Here is a 22,820-nt window from a genome sequence, read left to right as displayed (position 1 = left end):
GGAGGAACATTATGAGCATTGGAGATTCAATGAAGAAGCTGATCGGTATCGAGGAGCTTGAGGACGATGACGAAATTACTGAAGAAGAAGTCAGTGCGGCAAGAGATAAAATAGCCAAGCAGGCTCCTAAACGCAGCCCAATGAGCGAGACTATAACTGATAAACATTCAGCAAGCAGCACATCGGTAAAATCAGGCGACAGGCGTTTTTCTGTAACGGGAACAAGCTCATTTAAACTTGTTCTGATCGAGCCTAAGACTTTCGAGGAATGCCCTAAACTGGTCGACAGTCTGAAAGGCAGAAGACCGGTAATTATAAACTTAGAAAAGCTGGAAACAGAGGTAGCAAAGAAAATTTTCGATTTCCTGAGCGGAGCAACATATGCTCTCAACGGAAATGTTCAGAAGGTAGCAAATAATATATTTATTTTCGCACCGGAGAATGTTGATATCGCAGGTGGACAGCCGGAAGAAAAACCGGGATTCGAGTTCACCAGAGATGAAACAGACGATGCTCCATCCAGTCCATGGAGGTAGAAATATTTGGCTTACATATTAGCAAGAGCCGTTAACTGGTTTGCACAGATACTTATTGTGATTTTAATGGCACGGGCGATTTTGAGCTGGTTTGCTCAGAATCCGTATTCCCCTGCAAGGAAATGGTACGATCTTAGCGTTAGGATCACAGAACCTATTGTTTCGCCGTGCAGAAGACTGCTCAGCAGATTCAATACGGGTATGTTTGACTTTTCTGTACTCCTTGCATTCTTTCTCATAGAAATAGTTGCAAGGGTCATTACATTGATCATATATGGCATTGCATATTGATCTGAATGTAGAAAGGAAATGCAATGATTACACCACAGGAAATAGAGACGAAAGCGTTTGCATCGTCTGTAAGAGGATATAAGAAGGAAGAAGTGGATGTCTTTCTCGATGAGATAATGATGGATTATCAGGAACTCATCAATGAGAACGGCAAGCTGCGACGTAAGGTGGAAGAACTCAATGGGCAGATAGCAGATAATAAGAAGTCAGAGGCTTCTGTCATGAAGACTCTGGAAGAAGCTAAGAGCCTTATGAGCGATATTTCTGCCAGTGCCGAGAAACGTGCAGAGGTGATCATCAAGGATGCCCAGCTGGAAGCGAAGAAAATCACCAGAGAAGCAAGGGAATCCGTATCTGTACTCACTGAAGAAAGCGAGCAGATGAAGAAAAATATCGGTACCTTCAAGGATAATTACAGGAAGATGCTTACTGGCGAGTTAGATAGACTTGACGGTACTTCAGACAGTTTCTTTGAAGATCTGAGAGATGATTTCTTCCCTGCCTCAATGACAGATGGGTCAGATCTTAAAGTGGCACATAAGGAAAAACAAGAAGATGAGAGAAAGACCAGCGAGCTATCCTTCAGCGATCTTGGAATAGAAGAAGATGTGAATACGCAACCGCCGGATGGCGCTACTCTTACAGAGAAAGTATTCGATGAGCTTAATGGAAGCGATTTCGACGATAAGGCAAAGACTATGGTCATAAATGATGCACAGGGCCTTTTGTCTAAGAAAACGAGAATAATCAAATAAGAAAGGTCGACGGGGCACTAGTTGCCCCGTAGTTTATGTATGATATATTTAATTATAGCCATCATAGCTATAGTAACAGATCAACTAATCAAATACTGGGTCAGGGCAGCCTTGGAACCGGGAGAAACCATACGCATATTAGGCGATTTCTTTACGATCACACCCCTGAGCAACAGCGGCGCCGCCTTGGGCGTACTGTCAGGGCAGAGAATAGTGCTCATTATTGTACCCATAGTGGTAATAGCCGTATGCCTGTGGTATCTGCTCAGACACAAAGACGAACACTGGACCTGCAAACTGTCATTGACATTGATCATGGCAGGGGGCTTTGGAAACCTTATTGACAGAGCCTTATTCGGACAGGTTACAGATATGTTTTCTCTGAGCATATTTCCGCCGATATTCAATCTGGCAGATGTATGTGTGACATTTGGTTGCGCCCTGTTGATCCTATATATACTTTTTCTGGATAGACCAGAGAAGAAAGGAAGATAAACTTATCGATAAGTATAGATATGAAATAGAAGCTGATGAAACGGGAAAGAGGATAGACTCAGTACTTGCAAGACTTATGGATGGCATGTCCAGGTCTCACATACAGAGCCTTCTTGACATGGGCGGAATACGTATTAACGGCAATCAGTGCACTGCCAAGAACACTAAAACCGCTCTCGGAGATGTAGTGGAAGTCTCCGTCCCCGATCCTGTACAGCTGAAAATAGAAGCCGAGGATATACCTCTCGACATAGTTTATGAAGATGACGATATGCTCGTTATCAACAAGCCACGCGGCATGGTAGTGCATCCTGCCGTAGGCAATACAGACGGTACCCTTGTAAACGCCATTATGTATCACTGTGGGGACAGGCTTTCGTCAATAAACGGCGTAGTACGCCCAGGCATAGTTCACAGGATAGATAAGGATACCAGCGGCCTTCTTATGGCAGCCAAGACGGACAAGGCACACATTTCTCTGTCCAACCAGCTGTATAAGCACACTATAACAAGAATATATACAGCCTTGGTACAGGATAATATCAAGGAAGACTCAGGTACTATAGATCTGCCTCTTGGCAGAGATCCTAAGAACAGGTTGAAGAAAGCCGTGAATGGCATCGGCGCCAAGAACGCCGTGACCCATTTCAAAGTCATTGAACGATACGGTGAGTACACTCTGGTCCAATGCAGGCTGGAGACAGGAAGGACCCATCAGATAAGGGTCCATATGGCATACATCAAGCATCCACTGGTCGGTGACCCTTTGTACGGGTCCAAAAAACAACCCTTTGATATAAAGGGGCAGATGCTCCATGCGGGAACCATAGGCTTCATTCATCCGACTACGGGTAAGTATATGGAATTTCACAGGGATCCGCCTGAAGAGTTTCAGGAGATCCTCGATACATTGAGAAAGGAAGCAGGCCTTATATGAAGAAAAGAACCATGAAACCAGGAACAATGCTGAATCCGGTGCCTGCCGTCGTAGTATCCTGCAGGTCTGGCGGCAAGAACAACCTGATCACTATAGCCTGGACGGGAATAGTGAATTCCGAGCCGCCTATGACATATATCTCCGTAAGAAAATCGAGATTTTCTCACGATATGATAGAAAAATCCGGCGAATATGTTATAAATATGGTTTCAGAATCTCAAACTAAAGATATGGATTACTGTGGCGTAAGATCAGGAAGAGACGTGGACAAGTTCAAGGATTGCGATTTCACTGCTGTAGCAGCTGATATTGTAGCTGCGCCCCTTATTGACGAGGCGCCGGTGAACCTTGAATGCATAGTGAAAGAAGTCAGGCATTATCCTTCCCACGATATGTTCGTAGCTGAGATCGTCAAGGTCCACGCGGCTGACGAACTCTTCGACGAGACAGGCAGACTGTGTCTGGAGGATGCCGGCCTGGTCACATTTTGTCACGGTGAATACTACGGCATCAAAAAGAAGCCTTTAGGAAAGTTCGGATACTCTATCATGAAGCCTAAGACGAGAAGAAGAGTCAATCGCGAGGCCATGGACAGAAACAGGAAAAAGCGGAACTCCCGAAGGAAGCCCCGCCGTTGACTATTCTGCCACATCAGCAAACAGTGATAAACGTATGAGATTGTAGTGATTGAATCAATTATTTGTCGTGTAGTTGCGTTGTTTGGGTGTCGGTAATAAATGTAATTGTCCATTAACGGATATTGTCAGACTGCGCCTTATTATCAACGTCTATAGCTTTGATGAAGGTCAGGCAGTCTTCACATACATACCCACCTTTAAAGACGGTGTTATGACAAATGTTTCCGCAAAGTGAGCAGTTCTTTTCCATGTTCTTCCTCCTTTTAATGATGATCATGTGTAACAGAATTGTCCTGTAATTAATAGAGTAAGACCGTTGTATGGGGAAAGCAAGAAGTATTTTTCCTGATGTCGATATTTCGACTTTTAATGTACGATTTCGGGGATTTATTGTAAGGAGGGGGAAATGAGTAACTTAAATGACACCAAAAAAGAGGAGCCTATAGGGAATATTTTGAAGAACAAGATGCCGGAGCATCCTGAGGATGTCCTAACATCTTTCAAGGATTTCGACATACTGATGATGAGGTATGACTCAGCCATACGAGAAGTGAGGACGAAACTTGAGATCCTCAACGATGAGTTATCACTTATCGGCGACAATAGCCCTATATCATCAATTAGTTCGAGACGTAAGAAACCTCTGAGCATTTATGAGAAACTCATCAAGCAGGAAAACGAGATCACCCTTGGCTCAGTAGAGGAAAATCTCAACGATGTTGCAGGGATCAGAGTCATCTGTTCATTCGTGGACGACATATACAAAGTCGCCAGAATGCTGGTCCAGCAGGATGACATAACACTTATAGAGGTTAAGGATTATATCAAGAATCCTAAGCCTAACGGCTACCGCAGTTATCACATGATAGTCGAGGTGCCGGTATTCTTCTCCAATGAGAAGAGGCCTATGAGAGTCGAGGTCCAGATAAGAACAGTAGCCATGGACTTCTGGGCTAGTCTGGAACATCAGATGAGATATAAGAAAGATATTCCTCAGTACAAGACTGAGGAAATCGCTAAAGCTCTGAAGGATTGCGCCGACACCATAGCCGACACAGATATGAAGATGCTAGCCATCCGCGAGAAAATCGGACACGACGGCGGCCGCAGCAGGGATCAGTTTTCGAAAACCATGAGCAGCAGCATCGATAATCATCAATGATCTGACGGTGCTTCAGGTTCTGCCGGGTTGACCCAGACAGTTTTATTATTGGTAAAAATGACCATGCCGGGCTTAGCACCGGCTGGTTTTTTTACATATTTGACAGGTACATAATCGACAGGCACATTTTCAGAATCTCTGGCCTTACTGTGGAAGGCAGCCAAAGCAGCCCCTTCGAATATAGCCGTTTCTGTGATTCTCCGTCCTTCAGTCTGGACGATTACGTGAGAACCTGGTATGTCCTTAGTATGGAACCAGTAGTCGGTCTTGGTGGCCGTGTGCAGAGTCAGCTGGTCGTTCTCCTTATTATTCTTACCAACCAGCACATGGAACCCGTCGCTGGTATCATACTGGCGAGGCTGGGCCTTGAATTTCTTATTCTTATTGCGGGCCGACTGTTTGCGCCTGCGTACATAGCCTGTTTCCTCCAGCTCCGTTCGCAGTTCTTCGATTTCCCTGATACTGTCCGTATTGTTCAGGTAAGTCAGGACAGATTCCAGATAGTCTATACTGCCCTGATTCTCCTGAAGCTGGATTTTCTTCTCCTTAATGGCTGTCTTAGACTTGCCGTAGCGCTTGAAGTAGCTCTGGGCATTCTTATTAGCCGTGAAGCGCGGATCCAACGGTATGGTAATGTCGCTGCCGTCGTAGTAATTAGTTACGGTGATCTCCTTCATGCCGGACTTCATCAGGTGTATATTGGCCGTCAGAAGTTCTCCGTAAAGCCGCAGGTCTTCGGAATTTTCCGCTGACAAAAGGTCCTCTTCCAGGCGTTGCTTTTTCAGCAGGTCCTTGTCTAGGGCTGCCGTCACCGACCTGACCAGGTCGTGGGATTTCTGCCGGGCTCTGTTGGATGAGGTCTTGTGCTCAAAGTAGTATGTGAGGCATTGGCTGAGGCTGTGGAAGGTCAGGCAGTCGCAGCTGTCTTCGTATTCGGCCAGGGCCATAATGTGGAACTCCCGGGGTGTTTTCTTCTCGTCCTCGTAAACTCTTGGAACAAAGCTACCGCAGGCGATTTCGCTCATGATGGCATCGAGGAAACCGCGGCGGTCTTTTTTATTGACTAATTCCGCGGCTACAGCCGGGGATATGCCGCCGATTTTTGAAAGTATGGCCTTGCCTGTGTCGCCTGCATTGTTAAGAATATCGGCAGACGCATCCTTGAATGGAGCTTTGTCCTGAGCCGGCGGATATTCGTAGACCTTGCCCGGCAGGATCTGCCTGACGCGGTTCACATCTATAGAAATCCGTTTGATGCTGTCTATGATTTTACCCGTGGACATATCCACCAGGACGATGTTGCTGTGCTTGCCCATGATCTCGAATATAAGCTTCTTGGATGTTGTGAACCCCAGCTCGTTGAGAGTCTCCAGAGAGATTTCTATAATGCGCTCGGATTCCCTTTGTTCAACGCTGACGATACGTCCGCCCTGGAGATGCTTCCGGAGGAGCATGCAAAAAGCCAGAGGCGAAGGCGGATTCACAGGGTTCGTTTCCATAAGACGCAGGCAGGCAGCCGAGCTGTCCACCGTGGCGTATAACCTTTTATTTCCCTCGCGGGTGTGTATGTTCAGAACCAGTTCGTCAGCCTCAGGCTGATAGACCTTGTCCACTTTGCCAAGTATTATATTGTCCTGCAGTTCCTTAGTCATGGCTGCAGTGATTATGCCGTCAAATGCCATTTCTGTTTCTCCTTAAAAGTGATACCTTATATTCTACTCTGTGACGGTAATGTTTGTCAACGAGGGCCTGATATGGTAGAATATCAGCAGAGAAACAGTGGGAGGTAAGAAGGCAATTATGATTAAAAGTATGACAGGCTTCGGCCGTGGGGAATTCAATGATGGAAAAAGAAATATAACAGTGGAGATCAAGTCCGTGAATCATCGCTACAGCGATATTTCCGTGAAGATGCCACGCCGTTATTCCTTCGTTGAGAACAAAGTTAAGAAAGCAGTTAAAAACAATGTCAAGCGCGGTAAGGTGGACGTGTCTATCATGGTCGAGAACATTACCGAAAGCGACGTGAATATATCATTGAACAAAATGGTAGCTGAGCAGTATATTTCCAACCTGAATGATCTGAAGTCGGAGTTTTTGCTGGATGGCGACATTGATCTTAAGCTTATCGCCGGCATGCCGGAGGTGCTGAGGCAGGTGCCTGATGTAGAGGATGAGGAGGAAATGACCCGCTGCATACTGACGCCGACTAAGGAAGCTGCTGAGAATCTGGAGGCTATGAGAGCGGTCGAGGGCGAAAAACTTTCCAAGGATCTGCTCATGCGCGCTGATCTGATCAAGGATCTGGTGGCTCAGATTGAGGCCAAGTCGGAGGATGTTCCTAAAGAATACGCCAGAAAACTGAAGGAACGCATTTCTGAGCTTCTTGAAGGCAGTGTGGAAATCCCGGAAGACAGAATAATGATAGAGGCGGCAGTATTTGCAGACAAGTGCAATATTACAGAGGAACTCACCAGACTTAAGAGTCATATGGACCAAATGAAGGAGATAATCAACGAGAGCACAGGTGCTGACGGCAAGAAGCTTGACTTCCTTGTGCAGGAAATGAATCGCGAGGCAAACACCATAGGCTCCAAGGCAAACGACCTTACGGTCACCAATCTGATGCTGCAGGTAAAGGCGGAAATCGAGAAAATCAGGGAGCAGGTCCAGAATATCGAATAAATCCGAATAAAATCTCATAAATAGGGGAAATGTCCTTGAAGAAATTTCCATAAACTGATATAATATTCTTTCGAAATAGAAATCAAAGGGAGATTTATATGGATCTATACGACCAGCATTCCGGAAAATTATTTATAATCTCAGGACCATCGGGCGCAGGCAAAGGCACTATATGCAAGGGCCTGCTGGAGGATTGCGATCCTGACAGAATGAGCCTGTCTATATCCATGACTACCAGGCAACCCCGCAAGGGTGAAATAGACGGAGAAAGTTACTATTTTGCCACTAAGGAGAAATTTCAGGCTACTATTGAAGAAGATGGATTCCTGGAACATGCGGAGGTCTACGGTAATTGTTACGGGACACCTAAGGCGAAAGTTCTGGAGAAACTTCAGCAGGGCATAGATGTAGTATTGGAAATAGATATACAAGGTGCGCTGAATGTGAAGAACGCCTATCCAAACGGCATATTTATTTTCATACTGCCACCTTCTATGGCAGAACTGCGTAAGAGAATAACCGGGCGGGGCACTGACAGCAGAGAGGCCATCAATATGCGGCTGTCTCAGACTCTGAAGGAAATATCTTATATAGATAAATATGATTATGTAGTAGTGAACGGAGAACTTTCGGAAGCAGTGGACAGGGTCAAGGCCATTGTCACAGCTGAGCATTCCAGAGTGTCGAAGAACATTTATAAACTTATAGACAAGTATAAGGAGGAGATATAATGTTATATCCATCGATCAATAAAATCAGAAAAAAGGCTGATAGCCGTTATACGCTGGTAGTACTGGCTGCCAAGAGGGCACGCGATCTAATCGACGGCAAACCGGCTTTGACGGATACGGCTGTGGATCAGCCTGTTTCAATTGCGGCTCACGAGATCGCCGAGGATCTTATCACTTACAGCCGTGATGAGAGCGCTATGGACGACGCTCATGATGCGTCTGCAGAGAAAACCGAAGAATAGGACAGACTGTCACTACGGAATTTAAGGGTGAACACTTGGGGAGATCATATAAGTATGGTCTCCTCTTTGTATGACTGTTTTTATCAAAATACTTTACTGCTTTATTCCGATGAAAATGTGCGACGCAACAAATTACATGTAATTTGTTTGTGCTGCACTTAAAAAAATACAATTATCTGATTAGTATTTATGAATTTTGTTTAATTTAGTTTGAATGACTTATAGATAGGTGCTATAATAGGCATCGTGGGCTTAGACCCACTATGTGCTTTATTATGAAAGGAGATAAAAAGTATGGAGAACAATGCCCCTAATAAGGGAGAGTTCAAGCCGTTTATATCGGCTGACAAAATAATGCCAGAATTTACAGTAACATCTATAATTCTAGGCATTGTTCTCGCAATCGTATTTGGTGCAGCTAATGCTTACCTGGGATTGCGAGTAGGTATGACTGTTTCGGCATCTATTCCGGCAGCAGTAATATCGATGGGTATTATCAGACTAATTATGAAGAAGGATTCGATCCTGGAGAACAATATGGTTCAGACAATCGGATCAGCCGGCGAGTCGCTGGCAGCAGGAGCTATCTTCACATTACCTGCAGTATTTATGTGGGTTGCAGAAGGTAAGGCAGTAGCGCCTAACTACATGACAATGGCTCTTGTATGTATAGCAGGCGGACTTCTGGGAGTTGTATTCATGGTACCTCTTAGAAAAGCGCTTATCGTTAAGGAACACGGCGTTCTTCCTTATCCTGAAGGAACTGCATGCGCAGAAGTCCTCATGGCTGGAGAAGAAGGCGGAACAGCAGCAAGCACAGTATTTATCGGACTGGGCATCGCAGCAGTTTACAAGTTCATCGCAGACGGAATCAAATTATTCCCAAGTGAGATCGACTGGTCATTCAAGAAGTATGACGGATCTGGAATCGGTATGGATGTACTTCCTGCACTGGCAGGCGTTGGTTACATCTGCGGAGCCAGGATCTCATCATACATGCTGGCCGGTGGTACACTGGCATGGTTTATCATTATGCCTATGATCAAGGCTTTCGGAGGAGACATGGTAATGTTCCCATCGAATGTTCCTATCAGTCAGATGGACACATGGGGAATCTGGTCATCATATGTAAGATACATCGGAGCAGGAGCAGTTGCTGCCGGCGGAATCATTTCCCTGGTTAAATCACTGCCTCTGATCATCAAGACATTCTCAGAGAGTATGTCAAGTCTTAAGAATAAAGAAGGTTCAGATCTTGCTATTACAAGAACTAACACAGACCTGTCAGGCAAATACCTGATCGGACTGCTGATCATCGTAATGGCTATATTGCTTCTGGTTCCTGCAATTCCACTTGGAATCGGCAGTTGCCTGATCATCATAATCTTCGGATTCTTCTTCGCTACAGTATCATCCAGAATGGTTGGTCTTGTAGGAAGCTCCAACAACCCTGTATCAGGAATGGCAATAGCTACACTGCTTATCGCTACTATCCTGCTCAAGGCAACAGGAGACACAGGTTCATCCGGAATGGTAACAGCTATCATGATAGGTACTATAATCTGTATCGTAGCTGCTATGGCCGGTGATATGTCACAGGACCTGAAGACAGGATACATCGTAGGAGCTACTCCTTGGAGACAGCAGGTCGGCGAATTGATCGGTACTGTTGCTTCAGGACTTGCTATCGCAGGAGTTCTGTATCTGCTCAATGCAGCATGGGGCTTCGGTTCTAAGGAACTGCCAGCACCACAGGCTACACTGATGAAGGTCGTAGTTGAAGGCGTTATGGGCGGAAACCTTCCTTGGAATCTGGTATTCGTAGGAGTATTCGTAGCGGTTATCATCGAGATACTGCAGATCCCTGTACTGCCGGTAGCAATCGGCCTGTACCTGCCTATCCATCTGTCAACACCACTGATGTGCGGCGGACTTCTCAAGCTGTGGTTCGAGAAGAGAAAATTCAACAACGAGAAGACGAGAAACAACGTCATCACAAGTGGCGTACTGTTCTCATCAGGAATGATCGCCGGCGAAGGAATCGTTGGTATACTGTTAGCTGTATTCGCAGTAATAACCGTACACGGAACAAGCCTTGGAACGATCATAGATGTTTCATCCAAGCTTTCACTTGGTAACTGGGGCGGACTGATCTTCTTCATCGCACTCTTACTGATAGTTCTCAAGTTCTCACTGTGGGATAAGAAACTATATGTAGATGATAAAAATGAAGCGGCTTAATCAGAATACAGAACAAAGTAATAAAGACAAATTCAAAGATAATTATCTGGACAAGATCCCTGTGCGCAACGGGGATTTTGCCTGGACTGAGAATAATGGTCTGGTTACGGTTCAACAGGAGAATACCGGTGTATATAATACACTGGCACAGAAATTTTTTAAATCACCTAGAGTGAGCAACGTTGATCTTGATAAGTTTGGCAGTTTTGTCTGGCTGCAGATCGACGGAGAACGTAGCATCTATGAAATAGGCGTCTTAGTAAAGGCTAAATTTGGAAAAGATGCGGAACCTTTGTACGAAAGACTTGCCAAGTATTTCTATACTTTGGAAAACGTCCATTTCGTCTCGTATAAAAAGTAAAGGGTAAATTTTATGAACCATACACTTATTATAATTATCGGAGTTCTGCTTTTCGCCATAGCGACGGCAACTCTGTATGTTATAGGAACACAAAAGAAAATCCATGAAGACGAGCGGTTAATGGATATGCTTTTCAACAATGGAACTATGCGCGTGCGCAAGTACCTGAAGCAGAATGATACTATCACTGCAGACGGTGTTGGCTATGTTATCAAGAATATCAAAGCCAAGGAATTTTACTCTAAGAAAACGGCGGTAATTGCCAATGGAGCAGGATTCCAGGAAAAGCTCATAGATTACATGCTGAGAAACAATTATGTTACAGAAGATACAAATGATAAAGGGGAGACGGTATATCGTCTTCCGCCTAAGGAGGGCAAAGAAAATGAGTGAATTAAATAATCTTCAACCTAAAGAGGTTTTCGACTTTTTTAAACAGATTTGCGCGATTCCTCATGGCTCTAGAAACACAAAGCAGATAAGCGATTATCTGGTTAAATTTGCGGAAGACAGGAACCTTGAGCACTATCAGGATGATGTGAACAATGTGATCGTCATCAAGGAAGCGACTAAGGGATACGAGAAATCCGCGCCAATTATAATTCAGGGCCATATGGACATGGTATGTGATAAGACTCCTGAAAGCGATATAGATATGGCAAAGGAAGGATTAAGGCTTGGCGTAGACGGAGACTGGCTATATGCTGAGGGAACTACTCTTGGCGGAGACGATGGCATTGCAGTAGCAATGGCTCTCGCAGCTATGGATTCCTCAGAACTACAGCATCCTAGATTGGAATGTATCTTCACGGTAGATGAAGAGATAGGCATGCTGGGAGCAGAAGCCTTGGACATGTCACACATCACAGCAGAGAAAATGCTTAACATCGATTCCGAAGACGAGGGAATCTTTACTGTAAGCTGTGCCGGAGGCGTTACTGCCAAGGCCTTCGTACCTGTAAAGAGAGCCGAAGTGTCCGGCAAGCTGTATAAAGTCACAGTAGGCGGATTACTTGGCGGACATTCCGGTCAGGAAATTGATAAAGAACGTGGTAATTCTAACATTATCATGGGAAGAGTATTATACAACATTGCTAAGAAAACCGACATCAAGATCCTTTCACTTGGCGGTGGCGTAGCAGACAATGCTATCTGTAAGAAAACAGAAGCAGAGGTCATAGCTGCCGATGGTAAGAAACTTGAAGATGCAGTTAAGGAATTGGATCGAGTAATAAAGCACGAGTTCAAAACTGCAGATCCGGGAGTTGCCATCACCAGCAGTTGTGAAGGCGACAAGACAGTAAAGGCCCTGGACGCTGACAGCGTTTACAAGGTGATTACATATCTGATGAATTCACCTTATGGTATCCAGCATATGAGCATGGATATCGAGGGGTTGGTTGAAACCAGTCTGAACCTGGGAGCACTTGCTTTAACAGATACAGAAATGACTGCAATGTATGCGGTCAGAAGTGCTGTAGAAACGAGAAGAGATGCTCTCTGCGACAAACTGGAAAGCCTGAGCGCAGCCGTAGGCGGCAAGGTAGAATATTCAGGAGCATATCCTGGATGGGAGTACCTGGCTGATTCGGAAATGCGTGATACAAGTGTCAGAGTGTACAAAGCTCAGTATGGCGAGGAACCAAAGATCGAGGCTATACACGCTGGTCTTGAGTGTGGACTGTTTGCAGGCAAAATGGATGGCAAGATAGACGCCGTATCCATCGGACCTGACATGACAGGCGTACATACTTCAGAAGAAAGACTTTCTATTCCTTCAGTTGAAAGAACATGGAAGTTAGTATGTGAGATCCTCAAGGAAAGTAAATAGTAAGCAATTGATCAAACTGTCCCCGGCCGCGGTATACCGCAGTCGGGGACGTTTTTTTGCTGGCATAGGCAGAAACCCCGGGACGGAAGTTTGGCTTGGTCGGATTTTGTCGCAGAACGCCGAAGCCCTGATACCTTTGTCGCATTTTGCTAATACACATTGTCAGAATATTGTAATATAATGACTTTCGGAGACTTTAATACTTGTAAAATAATCAATCGTTATCAGGAGGAACAATTGTTATGAAATGTGTGAAGTATATTCCTATAATCACCAGGGATAAGAGTACCAGGGTGAGAGTGAGCGATGTTCAGGCTATTGAGCGGGATCATAGGAAACTGAAGGTAATCACTGCTGAAGAAGAGTACGAGATCTATGGGAAAATCGAAGAAGTCACAGACTATCTTGACAGCAGGTTTTATACGTGTATGGCCGGATGCATAATCAATCTGGATCAGGTAGAATCAATGGAGGAAAGGAAAATAGAATTTTTTGGCGGGAATAATATGGTCATGGGAAGAGAGAATTTCGCCAAGACCAGACAGGTATATAACGAACATATAAGGAATGGCAGTTAAATAGGGTAGAAAAATGGAAATCTACGGCTGAAAATAGCAGAAAACGCTTGCATTTGCAAGGAAAATCTAATATAATATTTGTTGGCTCGTCTTTCGAACCGAAGTAATAATTAGCACACTCGGTCATAAGCACAGTGGTGCCGCAGAATTATGCGGTTTTATGCAGAATAAGATCGAGTGGATGGTAAAACCAGGAGGAAAATATAATGGCAGTAATTTCAATGAAACAATTACTAGAAGCCGGTGTTCATTTCGGACACCAGACCAGAAGATGGAACCCTAAGATGGCTCCATACATCTTCACAGAGAGAAATGGTATCTACATTATCGACTTACAGAAGACAGTTAAGAAAGTTGACGAAGCATACGATTTCATGAGAAAAGTTGGAGAATCAGGAAAACCTATCCTGTTCGTAGGAACTAAGAAACAGGCTCAGAACGCTATCGTTGATGAGGCTAAGAGATGCGGACAGTATTACGTAAGCGAGAGATGGCTTGGCGGAATGCTGACAAACTATAAGACAATCAGCGGAAGAATCAAGAGACTCAACGACATCGAGAAGATGGAAGAGGATGGAACATTCGAGAAACTTTCTAAGAAGGAAGTGTCCAAGCTGACAGCTGAGCATGATAAATTAGACAAATACTTAGGCGGAATCAGAGATATGAAGGGAATGCCTGGAGCTCTGTTCATCGTAGATCCTAAGAAGGAAAGAATCGCAGTTAAAGAAGCGAGGATCCTGAATATTCCTATCATTGGTATCGTAGATACTAACTGTGACCCAGATGATGTTGATTACATCATTCCAGCAAACGACGATGCTATCAGAGCTGTGAAACTTATCGCAGGAAAGATGGCTGACGCTGTTATTGAAGGAAACCAGGGCGAGAGCTTTGATGAGGGACCTGCAGAAGGCGCAGAGGCTGAGACGGCTGAAGTAGCACCGGTTGCAGAAGAAACAGTTGAAGCTGCGGCTACAGAAGCAGCAGCTGAGTAAACTACAGTATCAAGGAGGAAACAGATATGGCAGTAACTGCAAAACTTGTTAAAGAATTAAGAGATAAGACCGGCGCAGGCATGATGGATTGCAAGAACGCTTTGGTCGAAACTGATGGAGATATAGATAAGGCTATCGACGTACTTCGTGAGAAGGGACTTTCCAAGGCAGCTAAGAAGGCTGACAGAATCGCAGCAGAGGGACTCGTAAGAGTAGCTCTTTCTGAAGATCATAAGGAAGCAGCTGTTGTTGAGGTAAACTCAGAGACAGACTTCGTTGCTAAGAACCCTGAGTTCATCGAGTTCGTAGAGAATCTTGCTAAACTCGCTCTTACAACCAAGAACACTTCTATGGAAGATTTCATGGCTATGTCATTTGATGGCGGCACAGTTCAGGAAGCTCTCACAGGTAAGATCAGCAAGATCGGTGAGAACATGAACATCAGAAGATTCCAGAAGTTCGCTACACCGGGAACAGTTTACACAGACTACATCCACGGCGGCGGAACTATCGGAGTTATCGTAGGAATCAAGACAGATGCTGATGCAGCTGAGATAGAGACATTAGGCAAGGACGTTGCTATGCAGGTAGCTTCTATGAGCCCAAGATTCGTAAATGATAATGAAGTAGACCATAAATGGCTGGAAGACGAGAAAGAAATCGCCAGACAGACATTGATCAATGAAGGCAAACCTGAGAACCTGGTAGAGAAGATCCTGCCTGGTAAGATGAAGTCAGTACTGAAAGAAGTATGCCTGGTAGACCAGAAGTTCGTTAAGAACAGCGATCAGACAGTTGAAGAGTATGTAGCTGAATCAGCTAAGGCTCTAGGCAAGGACATGGCAGTAACAGAAATGGTACGTTATGAGGTAGGCGAAGGAATCGAGAAGAAGGAAGAAGATTTCGCAGCTGAAGTTGCCGCTCAGATGGGCAAATAATTCCAGACGAGTAGATAAATGATTATTAAAAACCCCTTGGATGCGCGTCATGCGTGCCGAGGGGTTTTACTTTATAAAAATAGTCTGATTTCACTATGGTCAGTATAATTATGCTCCAGCATAGCAACATGTGACAGAAAGCGTTCATCGCTGAAATACATGGCCTGTGCTGGACATTTTTCTATGCAGGACTGACACTTGATGCATATGCTGGTGATTTTCGGCTGGGTGTATGCGTTGGCAGAACCTGCGATTTCGGAACTGCTGGCAATGTCGATAGACCCCATAGGGCAGACTTCTGCGCAAAGGCCGCAGCCGGTGCATTTGTCTGGGTCTGTTTCAGGCCTGGTCTTAAGAAACACTGCGGGCTTGCCGTCCATGCCCATAGGCGTGTAATACTTGGTTGCAGGGGAATCACCTGGCACAGAAACAGCTTCAACAGGTGCAAAATCCAGCTGGGCTGTCTTTTTTGTTATAGCATGGGCAAAGGCCTCAAGGTCGCGCAGATCTTCTGCATGGGGACGACCCGGGGCGAGAACTTCGGTGAAGGCGTGCTGACAAGGCACGGCAGCGCCGGCAACAGTATGAAAGCCATCGGCCTCCAGAAGATCCCGGAGTTCAGCAAGAGCGTTATCAAAATTGCGGTTGCCAAAGGTCACCACGGGAACAGCCAGAGCCCCATTACCCTTCAGCATAGACTGAAAATAAGGAAGCATTTTGTTGGGTACGCGGCCTGCGTAGACAGGCGAGCCAACTACAACCAGGGTATCAGCAGCAAATTCCCTGACGGATTCTCTGGCCCCGGGGAGTGTAATGTCTATGTATCCTGCATCAGCAGCCAGGCTGTCAGCTATTGCCGTTACTACCTTTTCAGTATTTCCCGTCGGACTGAAGAAGAGCCCGTAAACTTTTCTGATTTCCATGAATGCCTCCATTTCTTAATAAGACTATATCATATTAAAGGCATATAGTCTATTGTCAAAATAGTTTGATAAATATACCGAAGAAAGGTATAATAATAGGACTCATTACTGATAAGCAAAGAAGGATAACTCAATCAGTATCTGATGAAAGGAGATAATGATGAAGGAAGACAACAAGAATCTTAAGAATCTGACCAATGAAGTCGGAGCACCAGTTGCGGACAATGAAAATTCTATTACCGCCGGACCGAGAGGGCCTGTGGTAATGCAGGATGTGTGGCTCATGGAGAAGCTGGCTCATTTCGACAGGGAAGTCATACCTGAGCGCAGAATGCATGCCAAGGGCTGGGGCGCTTACGGGAAATTCACCGTTACCCACGATATAACCCAGTATACCAAGGCTAAGATATTCTCGGAAATCGGCAAGGAAACTGAAGTGTTCACCAGGTTTTCAACAGTTGCCGGTGAGAGAGGAGCAGCGGATGCTGAGAGAGATATCCGCGGAGTTGCCATTAAGTTCTATACAGAAGAAGGCAACTGGGATCTGGTAGGCAACAATACGCCGACATTTTTCATCCGCGATGTGCATAATTTCCCTGACCTGAACAGGGCCGTCAAGAGAGATCCCCATACAGGCATGCGCAGCGCCCAGAACAACTGGGATTTCTGGACTTTGTTGCCGGAATGCCATCACCAGATAACCGTCGTAATGTCTGACCGCGGAATACCTGCAGGCTTCAGGCACATGCACCTCTTCGGCGAGCATACATTCTCATTCTATAACGATAAAAACGAGAGAGTATGGTGCAAGTTCCACTTCAAGACTCAGCAGGGCATCAAGAATTACAGCAACGAAGAGGCTGAGAAAATCAACGGAATGGATAGAGAAAGTTCAGGCCACGATCTGTATAACGCCATTGAAAGAGGAGATTTCCCTAAGTGGACCATGTATGTGCAGATCATGACAGAAGAACAGGCGAAGAATTACTATGAGAATCCTTTCGACATAACCAAGATCTGGCGTCACAAGGACTTCCCGCTTATAGAAGTAGGCGAGCTGGAGTTGAACCGCTGGCCGGAGAATTATTTCGCAGAGGTAGAGCAGGCTGCGTTCACGCCGGCCCATGTAGTGCCAGGCATAGGATTCTCCCCGGATAAATTCCTCCAGGGCAGACTTTTTGTTTATGGCGACGCTCAGCGTTACCGCCTGGGAGTGAATCACAATCTGATACCTGTAAACCAGGCTAAAGGCGTCAAAGGCGGCGTAGCTGATTTCCACCGTGATGGAGCTATGCGCACAGACGGCAATTATGGCGGAGCGCCGGCATATTCCCCGAACAGTGCGGGAGTATGGACGGCTCAACCTGAGGTCATGGAACCTCCATTGGATATCAATGGTGCCATGTGGAATTATGATCCGAAGGACGACCCTAACAATGACGATTTCAGGGCCGGAGGCGATCTGTGGCGCGTTTTGACGGAGGATAAGAAGGAGATACTCATACAGAATACAGCCGGCGACATAGAGCCTGTTACAGAAAATATCAAGTATCGCCATGCAGTTCACTGCTACCTTGCCGACAAAGAATACGGCGAGAGAATAACCAAAGCAATGGGACTTGATATGTCCAAGGTCGAGAAACTCTCCAAATTGAGCAACGATGAGCTCAACAGGGAGACGACGCCTAAATAATGACAGGGGGCATGATTTCCTTGAAGATACGCAACAGTCAACAGCGGAATCTAATAGCTGGGATAATGAAGGATAATTACGATCATCCGACAGCAGACGAGATCTATGAGCTTTCCAGAATTAAGGAACCGGCTATAAGCAGGGGCACCGTTTACAGGAATCTGAACCAGCTGGTTGAAATGGGAGAGATCAGCAAGCTGACCATGCCTGTCGGACCTGACCATTTCGATTGCAGAGAGCAGAATCACTATCATTTTCTCTGTAGAAAATGCCATAAGGTCTTCGATACGCCGCTGGAGTATGACGATTCACTGAATGTGGCACCGGGATCTATGGAAGGATTTCGGATAGAAGGCCACAGGCTGCTCCTTGTAGGTCTGTGCCCGCAGTGCGCCGGGATAGAGAAAAACAATTGATCAGAAAATCGGCTCCGCCAGCAGACGGGGCCGGTTTTTTCTGTGTTTGCCCTTGTTACAGACCTCAGGATAATATATAATGATATCAGAAAATGTATTTATACTGATACAAGAATTAAGGAGGGCTCATGCATATACCATCGCTTTTATCGGACCTGGCTATAATGCTGCTGTCAGCAGGTGTAGTCAGCGTTATCTTCAAAAAGCTGAAGCTGCCGGTGATCATCGGTTACATTGCGGTAGGTTTTCTCATAAGCCCTTATTTCCCTATGTTCTTCAACGTGGAAGATACCAGCTCTATCAATACCTGGAGCGAGATCGGCGTCATAATTATCCTGTTCCATATAGGCCTGGAATTCGACTTCCATCAACTGGCAAAAATCGGAAGCACAGCCATAATAACCGCCTTGGTGAAAATGTCCGGAGTCATGCTCGTAGGCTACCTTTTCGGCAGTCTTATAGGCCTCTCCACCATGAACAGTATCTTCCTCGGCGCTATGATTTCCATCAGTTCAACTGTCGTCATCAAGCGGAGCTTCGACGAGTTGGGCCTGCGTAAGGAAAAGTACACATCGCTGGTCATGGGCACGCTGATAATGGAGGATGTGCTGGGAGTATTTATGATCGTAGTGCTCTCTACATTCTCCGTGGGACAAAAAGTAAGCGGTGCGGATTTTGCCGGCAATCTGGCGCTCATGGGCTGCTACCTGATAATCTGGCTGATACTGGGCATATTCCTGCTGCCGACTGTTTTAAACAGAATAATGAGCATCATGAACGATGAGATGGTGACCGTGCTGTCTCTGGGCATCTGCTTCGGTATGGCGCTCATTGCAAGGCGTATCGGTTTTTCCGTGGAGCTGGGCGCCTTCCTGGCAGGATCCCTCTTCGCCGGCACCAGACACGCCGCCAGAGTTGAGCGGACCACCCGGGGCGTCAAGGATATGTTTGGAGCTATCTTCTTCCTTTCTGTTGGAATGATGGTAGATCCTCACGTTATCGCGACTAACTGGGTATCGATAATAATAATAGCAGTGGTAGCCGTTGGTGCCAAGCTGGTCTTCGCCATGGCGGGCATGATCCTGTCGGGACAAAGTCTGAACACAGCTGTGAAGAGCGGTTTCAGTCTGGCTCCTATTGGCGAGTTCTCGTTTATCATCGCGTCACTGGGGATTTCTCTAGGTGTCATGGATTCATATCTGTATCCTATAATAGTCGCGGCGTCGATAATCACCATACTCTGCACGCCATCGCTGATCAGTCATTCCAACAGCGTATGTGAATATCTGGAGGAACATCTGCCGGATAAGCTTAAGGACAAACTGCGTCAGTACACATCCAACGACCACATAGAAGAAGAAAAGGACCAGGACTGGGTCATCCATAGCAAGGGGTTTTTCTCAAGGCTGGTAGTATATGGAGTGATAATGCTGGTTACTGCAGTTCTGGGAGTGCGCTTCCTGGCCCCTGTGCTTAACAGCTGGCTGCCTTCTATGGGCGCAGATGCCCTTACCTGTGTGATGATCTATCTGGTAATAGCTATTTTCCTGAAGCCGTTCATGAATCTTCATAACACTTCATTCACTCATCTGTGGCTCACCAGCAAAGCCAACAGACCGCCTCTGGTGGTTCTGGTCCTGGTCAAGGTCATAGTGGTAATTGCCATAGCAATGATACCTATTATCAAATTCTACGGCGTCCACTGGCTCATTGCTATAGTGCCTATACTCGCGGCTATAATTATTGTCGGAAAGACCGACATAGTGTCGACATCATATATTCAGATGGAAACCCGGTTCCTGCGCAACCTTAATGAAAAAACCATTCACAGGGAAGAGGCTGAGCACGGCAAACAGGAGTGGCTGGACGAGGATATTAACATCATATCGTTCTTCGTGCCTCTCGACGCGCCGTACATAGGCAAATCTCTGAGTGAACTTCACTGGGGCAAAAATCACAATGTTTACGTGGTCAAAATGCATCTGAATCGCACTGGCAAGTATCTTTTGTTGCCGGGCGGCAGGACTCACGTCCACGCCGGGGACAAAATATATGCTGTTGGCGACAAAAAATCTCTGCAGAATTATTACAGGCTCATTGGCGTTGAGCCGAAGCGGGCTATACGCACGCTGGAAGAATTTATGGAGACGGACTATGGGGATACGGATCATGCTCTTGCCTGCGGCGTTATCAGGCTGACAGGGGATGAGCCTTACAGTGGCCAGGCGATCCTGAGCAGCAGGATGCTGGATAAGTGGCACTGTGTGGTCCTGGGATTACAAAAGGATGGTTATCCGATAATGATGCCGGATCCGCATCTGATTTTAAGGAAGGGCGATGTGATCTGGGTCATGGGTTCGAATAATAATGTGGGGCGTCTGGAGGCCCTGAGCATTACGCCTGAATAGGGGGCGCATCCCAACGGACCCCTCGCTAGGTCCTCGTCGCATACAACCATATAGTCTCACTCGCCAAGGGCAGAATATGCGGCGAACTCGACGAAATATCTAAAGTCTCCTTTGGAGCCTTTAAAAAGAGAATCACTCAGGTAAATCATACAAGTACGATTTACTCTTCGTGATTCTCTTTTTTATTTCGTCTCAGACAGCGCCACACATTTAGCTGCCCTTGTTGCTCGTCTGCGACTATGGTTGTTGCTGCTCCTGCGGAATCACTCGGGCCCCGTTAGATGCGCCAGGTTGTATTGTGTCTAACCGATTACTTGATAATACACCACTATATGAATGAGCATTAACACTTTAGAGCCTCGTAGAGGCTCCGTTAGCTTCAACAAGTTTGCATAGTGCTCTATTCTTGGTTTTATAAGGCGCAAGTGTCTGTTCGCGCACGAGGACTAGCGTTGCGAGTCACTACTATCAGCTTCATTCTCCTCATAATCGTTAGTAAGCTTGAGTTTGTCAAGGATGAAGAATGTCAGGCCCAGGACCATACCCACGATAGTGGCAAGGCACATACCTGTAAGTTCAACTTCGCCGATCTTGATAAATGCTCCGGAAAGACCTGTGATGAAAATCACAGAAGTCAGAGCAAGATTACGCGGTCTCGAGTAATCTATCTTAGCATCTACCATGAGCCTGATTCCCGATGCCGCAATCATTCCGTAAAGCAGGAAACTGACGCCGCCCATAACAGGGGCCGGTATGGTCTGGATCAGACCGGAAGCCTTGCCTATGAATGAAAGACAGATAGAGAAAACAGCCGCACCGCCGATGACCCACACCGAGTAAACCTTTGTTATAGCCATAACGCCGATATTCTCGCCGTATGTAGTCGTTGGCACAGAACCGCAAAGTCCGGATAGTGCAGTTGATATACCGTCTGAAATAAGAGTTCTGTGGAGGCCTGGATCTTCAAGAAGATTGGTTCCGACTATTTCCGATGTAACTACCTGATGGCCTATGTGCTCTGAAATAACTACCAGAGACGCAGGTATTATTATCAGGATAGCCTGAAGGCTGAACTTAGGCGTCAGGAAATTAGGAAGGGCCAGCCATGTCTGAGTCTGCACTGCTGAGAAATCAACTATGCCGACAGCCAGGGCCAGGCAGTAACCTGTGATGATGGATATGAGAATAGCTATGGCAGCGGCGAAACCTCTGAAGAGGATCTGACCGAGCACAGCCATGAGCAGTGTCACTACGAAGACTATGACAAATTTAGGATTTATCTGAGTGTAAGTATCGGTAAGAACGATACCACCGTTCTGAGCGGCGTTTTTCGCCAGTTCCAGGCCGATGAGGGCTACTACGGGACCCATAGCTGCCGGCGGCAGGATAACATCTATCCAATGTACTCCGACGAACTTGATGATGATAGCCACAACTATGAATATGAGTCCGGTGATAACGAAACCGCCTAAGGCGTACTGATAACCCAGGTGCGGATTATTGATGACCAGAAGGGCCGGCGATATAAAGGCAAAACTGGAGCCAAGGTAGGCCGGGGATTTTCCCTTTGTTATAAAAATAAAGATAAGTGTGCCGACGCCATTCATTAAAAGGGCGATAGCAGGACTTATCCCGAGTAAGTATGGTACCAGCACCGATGCGCTGAACATTGCGAAAGTGTGCTGGATGCTGAGAGGGATACCTCGTTTTAGAGGCACTTTCTCCTGTACTTGGATTATCTGATTGCTCATGTTTCCTCCGTTCTCAAACAATACTAACGAATAAATTTACACTTAGAATTATTATACTACTATTGTGGAATTCTGCAATCAGTTTTTTTGCCAAAAGGAAAGGGACCGTTGCCAAGATAGTGTAAAATAGTTGTTGGTAATATAGATAATAGAATAGAGATCAGTTTCTGTGTTAAAATAGAATTCTAAACAAACAAACAACAGAAAGGA

Annotated in this window: 24 protein-coding genes; 20 read left to right on the top strand and 4 right to left on the bottom strand. The window is 45.9% G+C overall.

Features of this window, described 5'->3' with window-relative positions:
- Nucleotides 1-11: 11 nt before the first annotated feature.
- The 6 genes from EV211_RS06370 to EV211_RS06345 are packed head-to-tail and all read left to right on the top strand — an operon-like array spanning nt 12 to nt 3,652.
- Complete coding sequence (locus EV211_RS06370; RefSeq protein ID WP_133528590.1) at nt 12-536, top strand: cell division protein SepF; 525 nt, start codon at nt 12-14, stop codon at nt 534-536.
- A gap of 6 nt (nt 537-542) precedes the next feature.
- Complete coding sequence (locus tag EV211_RS06365) at nt 543-827, top strand: YggT family protein (protein ID WP_243108552.1); 285 nt, start codon at nt 543-545, stop codon at nt 825-827.
- 23 nt (nt 828-850) lie between these two features.
- The gene (locus EV211_RS06360) at nt 851-1,582 is read left to right on the top strand and encodes a DivIVA domain-containing protein (protein ID WP_133528589.1); all 732 of its coding nucleotides are present in this window, start codon (nt 851-853) and stop codon (nt 1,580-1,582) included.
- A gap of 39 nt (nt 1,583-1,621) precedes the next feature.
- Nucleotides 1,622-2,077 (top strand): signal peptidase II, encoded by a 456-nt coding sequence (lspA, locus tag EV211_RS06355; protein WP_133528588.1) that lies wholly within the window; start codon nt 1,622-1,624, stop codon nt 2,075-2,077.
- Complete coding sequence (locus tag EV211_RS06350) at nt 2,037-3,014, top strand: RluA family pseudouridine synthase (RefSeq protein WP_330564602.1); 978 nt, start codon at nt 2,037-2,039, stop codon at nt 3,012-3,014. The genes lspA and EV211_RS06350 overlap by 41 nt, the downstream gene beginning before the upstream one ends.
- Complete coding sequence (locus EV211_RS06345; RefSeq protein ID WP_133528586.1) at nt 3,011-3,652, top strand: flavin reductase family protein; 642 nt, start codon at nt 3,011-3,013, stop codon at nt 3,650-3,652. The genes EV211_RS06350 and EV211_RS06345 overlap by 4 nt, the downstream gene beginning before the upstream one ends.
- Before the next feature lie 112 nt (nt 3,653-3,764).
- On the opposite strand, the gene EV211_RS10710 is transcribed toward EV211_RS06345, so the two are convergent.
- Nucleotides 3,765-3,902, bottom strand: a complete 138-nt coding sequence (locus EV211_RS10710) for a hypothetical protein (protein ID WP_166635388.1) — start codon at nt 3,900-3,902, stop codon at nt 3,765-3,767.
- A 156-nt stretch (nt 3,903-4,058) separates the two neighbouring features.
- Between EV211_RS10710 and EV211_RS06340 the strand changes: the two genes are divergently transcribed.
- Complete coding sequence (locus EV211_RS06340) at nt 4,059-4,814, top strand: GTP pyrophosphokinase (protein WP_133528585.1); 756 nt, start codon at nt 4,059-4,061, stop codon at nt 4,812-4,814.
- Here the strand turns inward: EV211_RS06340 and EV211_RS06335 are convergent.
- Nucleotides 4,808-6,496 (bottom strand): Rqc2 family fibronectin-binding protein, encoded by a 1,689-nt coding sequence (locus EV211_RS06335; protein WP_133528584.1) that lies wholly within the window; start codon nt 6,494-6,496, stop codon nt 4,808-4,810. The genes EV211_RS06340 and EV211_RS06335 overlap by 7 nt on opposite strands.
- A 118-nt stretch (nt 6,497-6,614) precedes the next feature.
- Here EV211_RS06335 and EV211_RS06330 point away from each other — a divergent pair, with 118 nt between their 5' ends.
- The 10 genes from EV211_RS06330 to tsf all read left to right on the top strand — a co-directional run bounded on the left by EV211_RS06330 (nt 6,615) and on the right by tsf (nt 15,419).
- Complete coding sequence (locus EV211_RS06330) at nt 6,615-7,499, top strand: YicC/YloC family endoribonuclease (RefSeq protein ID WP_133528583.1); 885 nt, start codon at nt 6,615-6,617, stop codon at nt 7,497-7,499.
- Between the two features lie 98 nt (nt 7,500-7,597).
- Entirely contained in the window at nt 7,598-8,230 is a 633-nt protein-coding gene (gmk, locus tag EV211_RS06325; RefSeq protein ID WP_133528582.1) for a guanylate kinase, read from the top strand.
- Nucleotides 8,230-8,472, top strand: coding sequence for a DNA-directed RNA polymerase subunit omega (gene rpoZ / locus EV211_RS06320; protein ID WP_133528581.1), 243 nt, complete (start codon nt 8,230-8,232; stop codon nt 8,470-8,472). Before gmk ends, rpoZ begins: the two co-directional genes overlap by 1 nt.
- 294 nt (nt 8,473-8,766) lie before the next feature.
- Entirely contained in the window at nt 8,767-10,713 is a 1,947-nt protein-coding gene (locus tag EV211_RS06315) for an OPT family oligopeptide transporter (protein WP_133528580.1), read from the top strand.
- The gene (locus tag EV211_RS06310; RefSeq protein ID WP_133528579.1) at nt 10,700-11,074 is read left to right on the top strand and encodes a PqqD family protein; all 375 of its coding nucleotides are present in this window, start codon (nt 10,700-10,702) and stop codon (nt 11,072-11,074) included. The genes EV211_RS06315 and EV211_RS06310 overlap by 14 nt, the downstream gene beginning before the upstream one ends.
- Nucleotides 11,075-11,086: 12 nt before the next feature.
- Complete coding sequence (locus tag EV211_RS06305) at nt 11,087-11,467, top strand: hypothetical protein (RefSeq protein WP_133528578.1); 381 nt, start codon at nt 11,087-11,089, stop codon at nt 11,465-11,467.
- On the top strand, nt 11,460-12,905 hold the full coding sequence (locus EV211_RS06300; protein WP_133528577.1) for an aminoacyl-histidine dipeptidase: 1,446 nt from the start codon (nt 11,460-11,462) through the stop codon (nt 12,903-12,905). The genes EV211_RS06305 and EV211_RS06300 overlap by 8 nt, the downstream gene beginning before the upstream one ends.
- A gap of 242 nt (nt 12,906-13,147) precedes the next feature.
- Complete coding sequence (locus tag EV211_RS06295; RefSeq protein WP_133528576.1) at nt 13,148-13,483, top strand: LytTR family transcriptional regulator DNA-binding domain-containing protein; 336 nt, start codon at nt 13,148-13,150, stop codon at nt 13,481-13,483.
- A gap of 206 nt (nt 13,484-13,689) precedes the next feature.
- Nucleotides 13,690-14,481, top strand: a complete 792-nt coding sequence (gene rpsB, locus EV211_RS06290) for a 30S ribosomal protein S2 (RefSeq protein WP_133528575.1) — start codon at nt 13,690-13,692, stop codon at nt 14,479-14,481.
- A 26-nt stretch (nt 14,482-14,507) separates the two neighbouring features.
- Complete coding sequence (gene tsf / locus EV211_RS06285) at nt 14,508-15,419, top strand: translation elongation factor Ts (protein WP_133528574.1); 912 nt, start codon at nt 14,508-14,510, stop codon at nt 15,417-15,419.
- A gap of 71 nt (nt 15,420-15,490) precedes the next feature.
- Here the strand turns inward: tsf and EV211_RS06280 are convergent, their stop codons facing one another.
- Nucleotides 15,491-16,342 carry an EFR1 family ferrodoxin gene (locus tag EV211_RS06280; RefSeq protein WP_133528573.1) on the bottom strand — a complete coding sequence of 284 codons (852 nt, stop codon included), beginning with the start codon at nt 16,340-16,342 and terminating at the stop codon, nt 15,491-15,493.
- Nucleotides 16,343-16,499: 157 nt separating this feature from the next.
- Between EV211_RS06280 and EV211_RS06275 the strand changes: the two genes are divergently transcribed.
- From EV211_RS06275 to EV211_RS06265, 3 genes are all read left to right on the top strand, one after another.
- A complete protein-coding gene (locus EV211_RS06275) occupies nt 16,500-18,035 on the top strand; it encodes a catalase (RefSeq protein ID WP_279222021.1) in 1,536 nt (511 codons plus the stop codon).
- Nucleotides 18,035-18,451 carry a Fur family transcriptional regulator gene (locus EV211_RS06270; protein WP_133528572.1) on the top strand — a complete coding sequence of 139 codons (417 nt, stop codon included), beginning with the start codon at nt 18,035-18,037 and terminating at the stop codon, nt 18,449-18,451. The genes EV211_RS06275 and EV211_RS06270 overlap by 1 nt, the downstream gene beginning before the upstream one ends.
- Before the next feature lie 128 nt (nt 18,452-18,579).
- Nucleotides 18,580-20,859, top strand: coding sequence for a cation:proton antiporter (locus EV211_RS06265; RefSeq protein ID WP_133528571.1), 2,280 nt, complete (start codon nt 18,580-18,582; stop codon nt 20,857-20,859).
- 446 nt (nt 20,860-21,305) lie between these two features.
- Here EV211_RS06265 and uraA read toward each other — a convergent pair whose 3' ends face one another.
- Complete coding sequence (gene uraA, locus EV211_RS06260; protein ID WP_133528570.1) at nt 21,306-22,610, bottom strand: uracil permease; 1,305 nt, start codon at nt 22,608-22,610, stop codon at nt 21,306-21,308.
- Between the last annotated feature and the right edge of the window lie 210 nt (nt 22,611-22,820).

It is taken from the genome of Aminicella lysinilytica, from assembly GCF_004362975.1.
Taxonomy (GTDB): Bacteria; Bacillota; Clostridia; order Peptostreptococcales; family Anaerovoracaceae; genus Aminicella; species Aminicella lysinilytica.
The sequence above is the reverse complement of the archived record's forward strand: the minus strand, read 5'-3'. Positions and strand labels throughout refer to the sequence as shown.

Excerpts from the sequence above, each read along its gene's own strand:
- tsf (WP_133528574.1), top strand. The coding sequence starts at position 14,508 with ATGGCAGTAACTGCAAAACTTGTTAAAGAATTAAGAGATAAGACCGGC.
- uraA (WP_133528570.1), bottom strand. The coding sequence starts at position 22,610 with ATGAGCAATCAGATAATCCAAGTACAGGAGAAAGTGCCTCTAAAACGA.
- EV211_RS06270 (WP_133528572.1), top strand. The coding sequence starts at position 18,035 with ATGACAGGGGGCATGATTTCCTTGAAGATACGCAACAGTCAACAGCGG.
- EV211_RS06295 (WP_133528576.1), top strand. The coding sequence starts at position 13,148 with ATGAAATGTGTGAAGTATATTCCTATAATCACCAGGGATAAGAGTACC.
- EV211_RS06345 (WP_133528586.1), top strand. The coding sequence starts at position 3,011 with ATGAAGAAAAGAACCATGAAACCAGGAACAATGCTGAATCCGGTGCCT.
- gmk (WP_133528582.1), top strand. The coding sequence starts at position 7,598 with ATGGATCTATACGACCAGCATTCCGGAAAATTATTTATAATCTCAGGA.
- rpoZ (WP_133528581.1), top strand. The coding sequence starts at position 8,230 with ATGTTATATCCATCGATCAATAAAATCAGAAAAAAGGCTGATAGCCGT.
- lspA (WP_133528588.1), top strand. The coding sequence starts at position 1,622 with ATGATATATTTAATTATAGCCATCATAGCTATAGTAACAGATCAACTA.
- EV211_RS06340 (WP_133528585.1), top strand. The coding sequence starts at position 4,059 with ATGAGTAACTTAAATGACACCAAAAAAGAGGAGCCTATAGGGAATATT.
- rpsB (WP_133528575.1), top strand. The coding sequence starts at position 13,690 with ATGGCAGTAATTTCAATGAAACAATTACTAGAAGCCGGTGTTCATTTC.
- EV211_RS06330 (WP_133528583.1), top strand. The coding sequence starts at position 6,615 with ATGATTAAAAGTATGACAGGCTTCGGCCGTGGGGAATTCAATGATGGA.
- EV211_RS06275 (WP_279222021.1), top strand. The coding sequence starts at position 16,500 with ATGATGAAGGAAGACAACAAGAATCTTAAGAATCTGACCAATGAAGTC.
- EV211_RS06370 (WP_133528590.1), top strand. The coding sequence starts at position 12 with ATGAGCATTGGAGATTCAATGAAGAAGCTGATCGGTATCGAGGAGCTT.
- EV211_RS06335 (WP_133528584.1), bottom strand. The coding sequence starts at position 6,496 with ATGGCATTTGACGGCATAATCACTGCAGCCATGACTAAGGAACTGCAG.
- EV211_RS06360 (WP_133528589.1), top strand. The coding sequence starts at position 851 with ATGATTACACCACAGGAAATAGAGACGAAAGCGTTTGCATCGTCTGTA.
- EV211_RS06315 (WP_133528580.1), top strand. The coding sequence starts at position 8,767 with ATGGAGAACAATGCCCCTAATAAGGGAGAGTTCAAGCCGTTTATATCG.
- EV211_RS06265 (WP_133528571.1), top strand. The coding sequence starts at position 18,580 with ATGCATATACCATCGCTTTTATCGGACCTGGCTATAATGCTGCTGTCA.
- EV211_RS06305 (WP_133528578.1), top strand. The coding sequence starts at position 11,087 with ATGAACCATACACTTATTATAATTATCGGAGTTCTGCTTTTCGCCATA.
- EV211_RS10710 (WP_166635388.1), bottom strand. The coding sequence starts at position 3,902 with ATGGAAAAGAACTGCTCACTTTGCGGAAACATTTGTCATAACACCGTC.
- EV211_RS06300 (WP_133528577.1), top strand. The coding sequence starts at position 11,460 with ATGAGTGAATTAAATAATCTTCAACCTAAAGAGGTTTTCGACTTTTTT.
- EV211_RS06280 (WP_133528573.1), bottom strand. The coding sequence starts at position 16,342 with ATGGAAATCAGAAAAGTTTACGGGCTCTTCTTCAGTCCGACGGGAAAT.
- EV211_RS06310 (WP_133528579.1), top strand. The coding sequence starts at position 10,700 with ATGAAGCGGCTTAATCAGAATACAGAACAAAGTAATAAAGACAAATTC.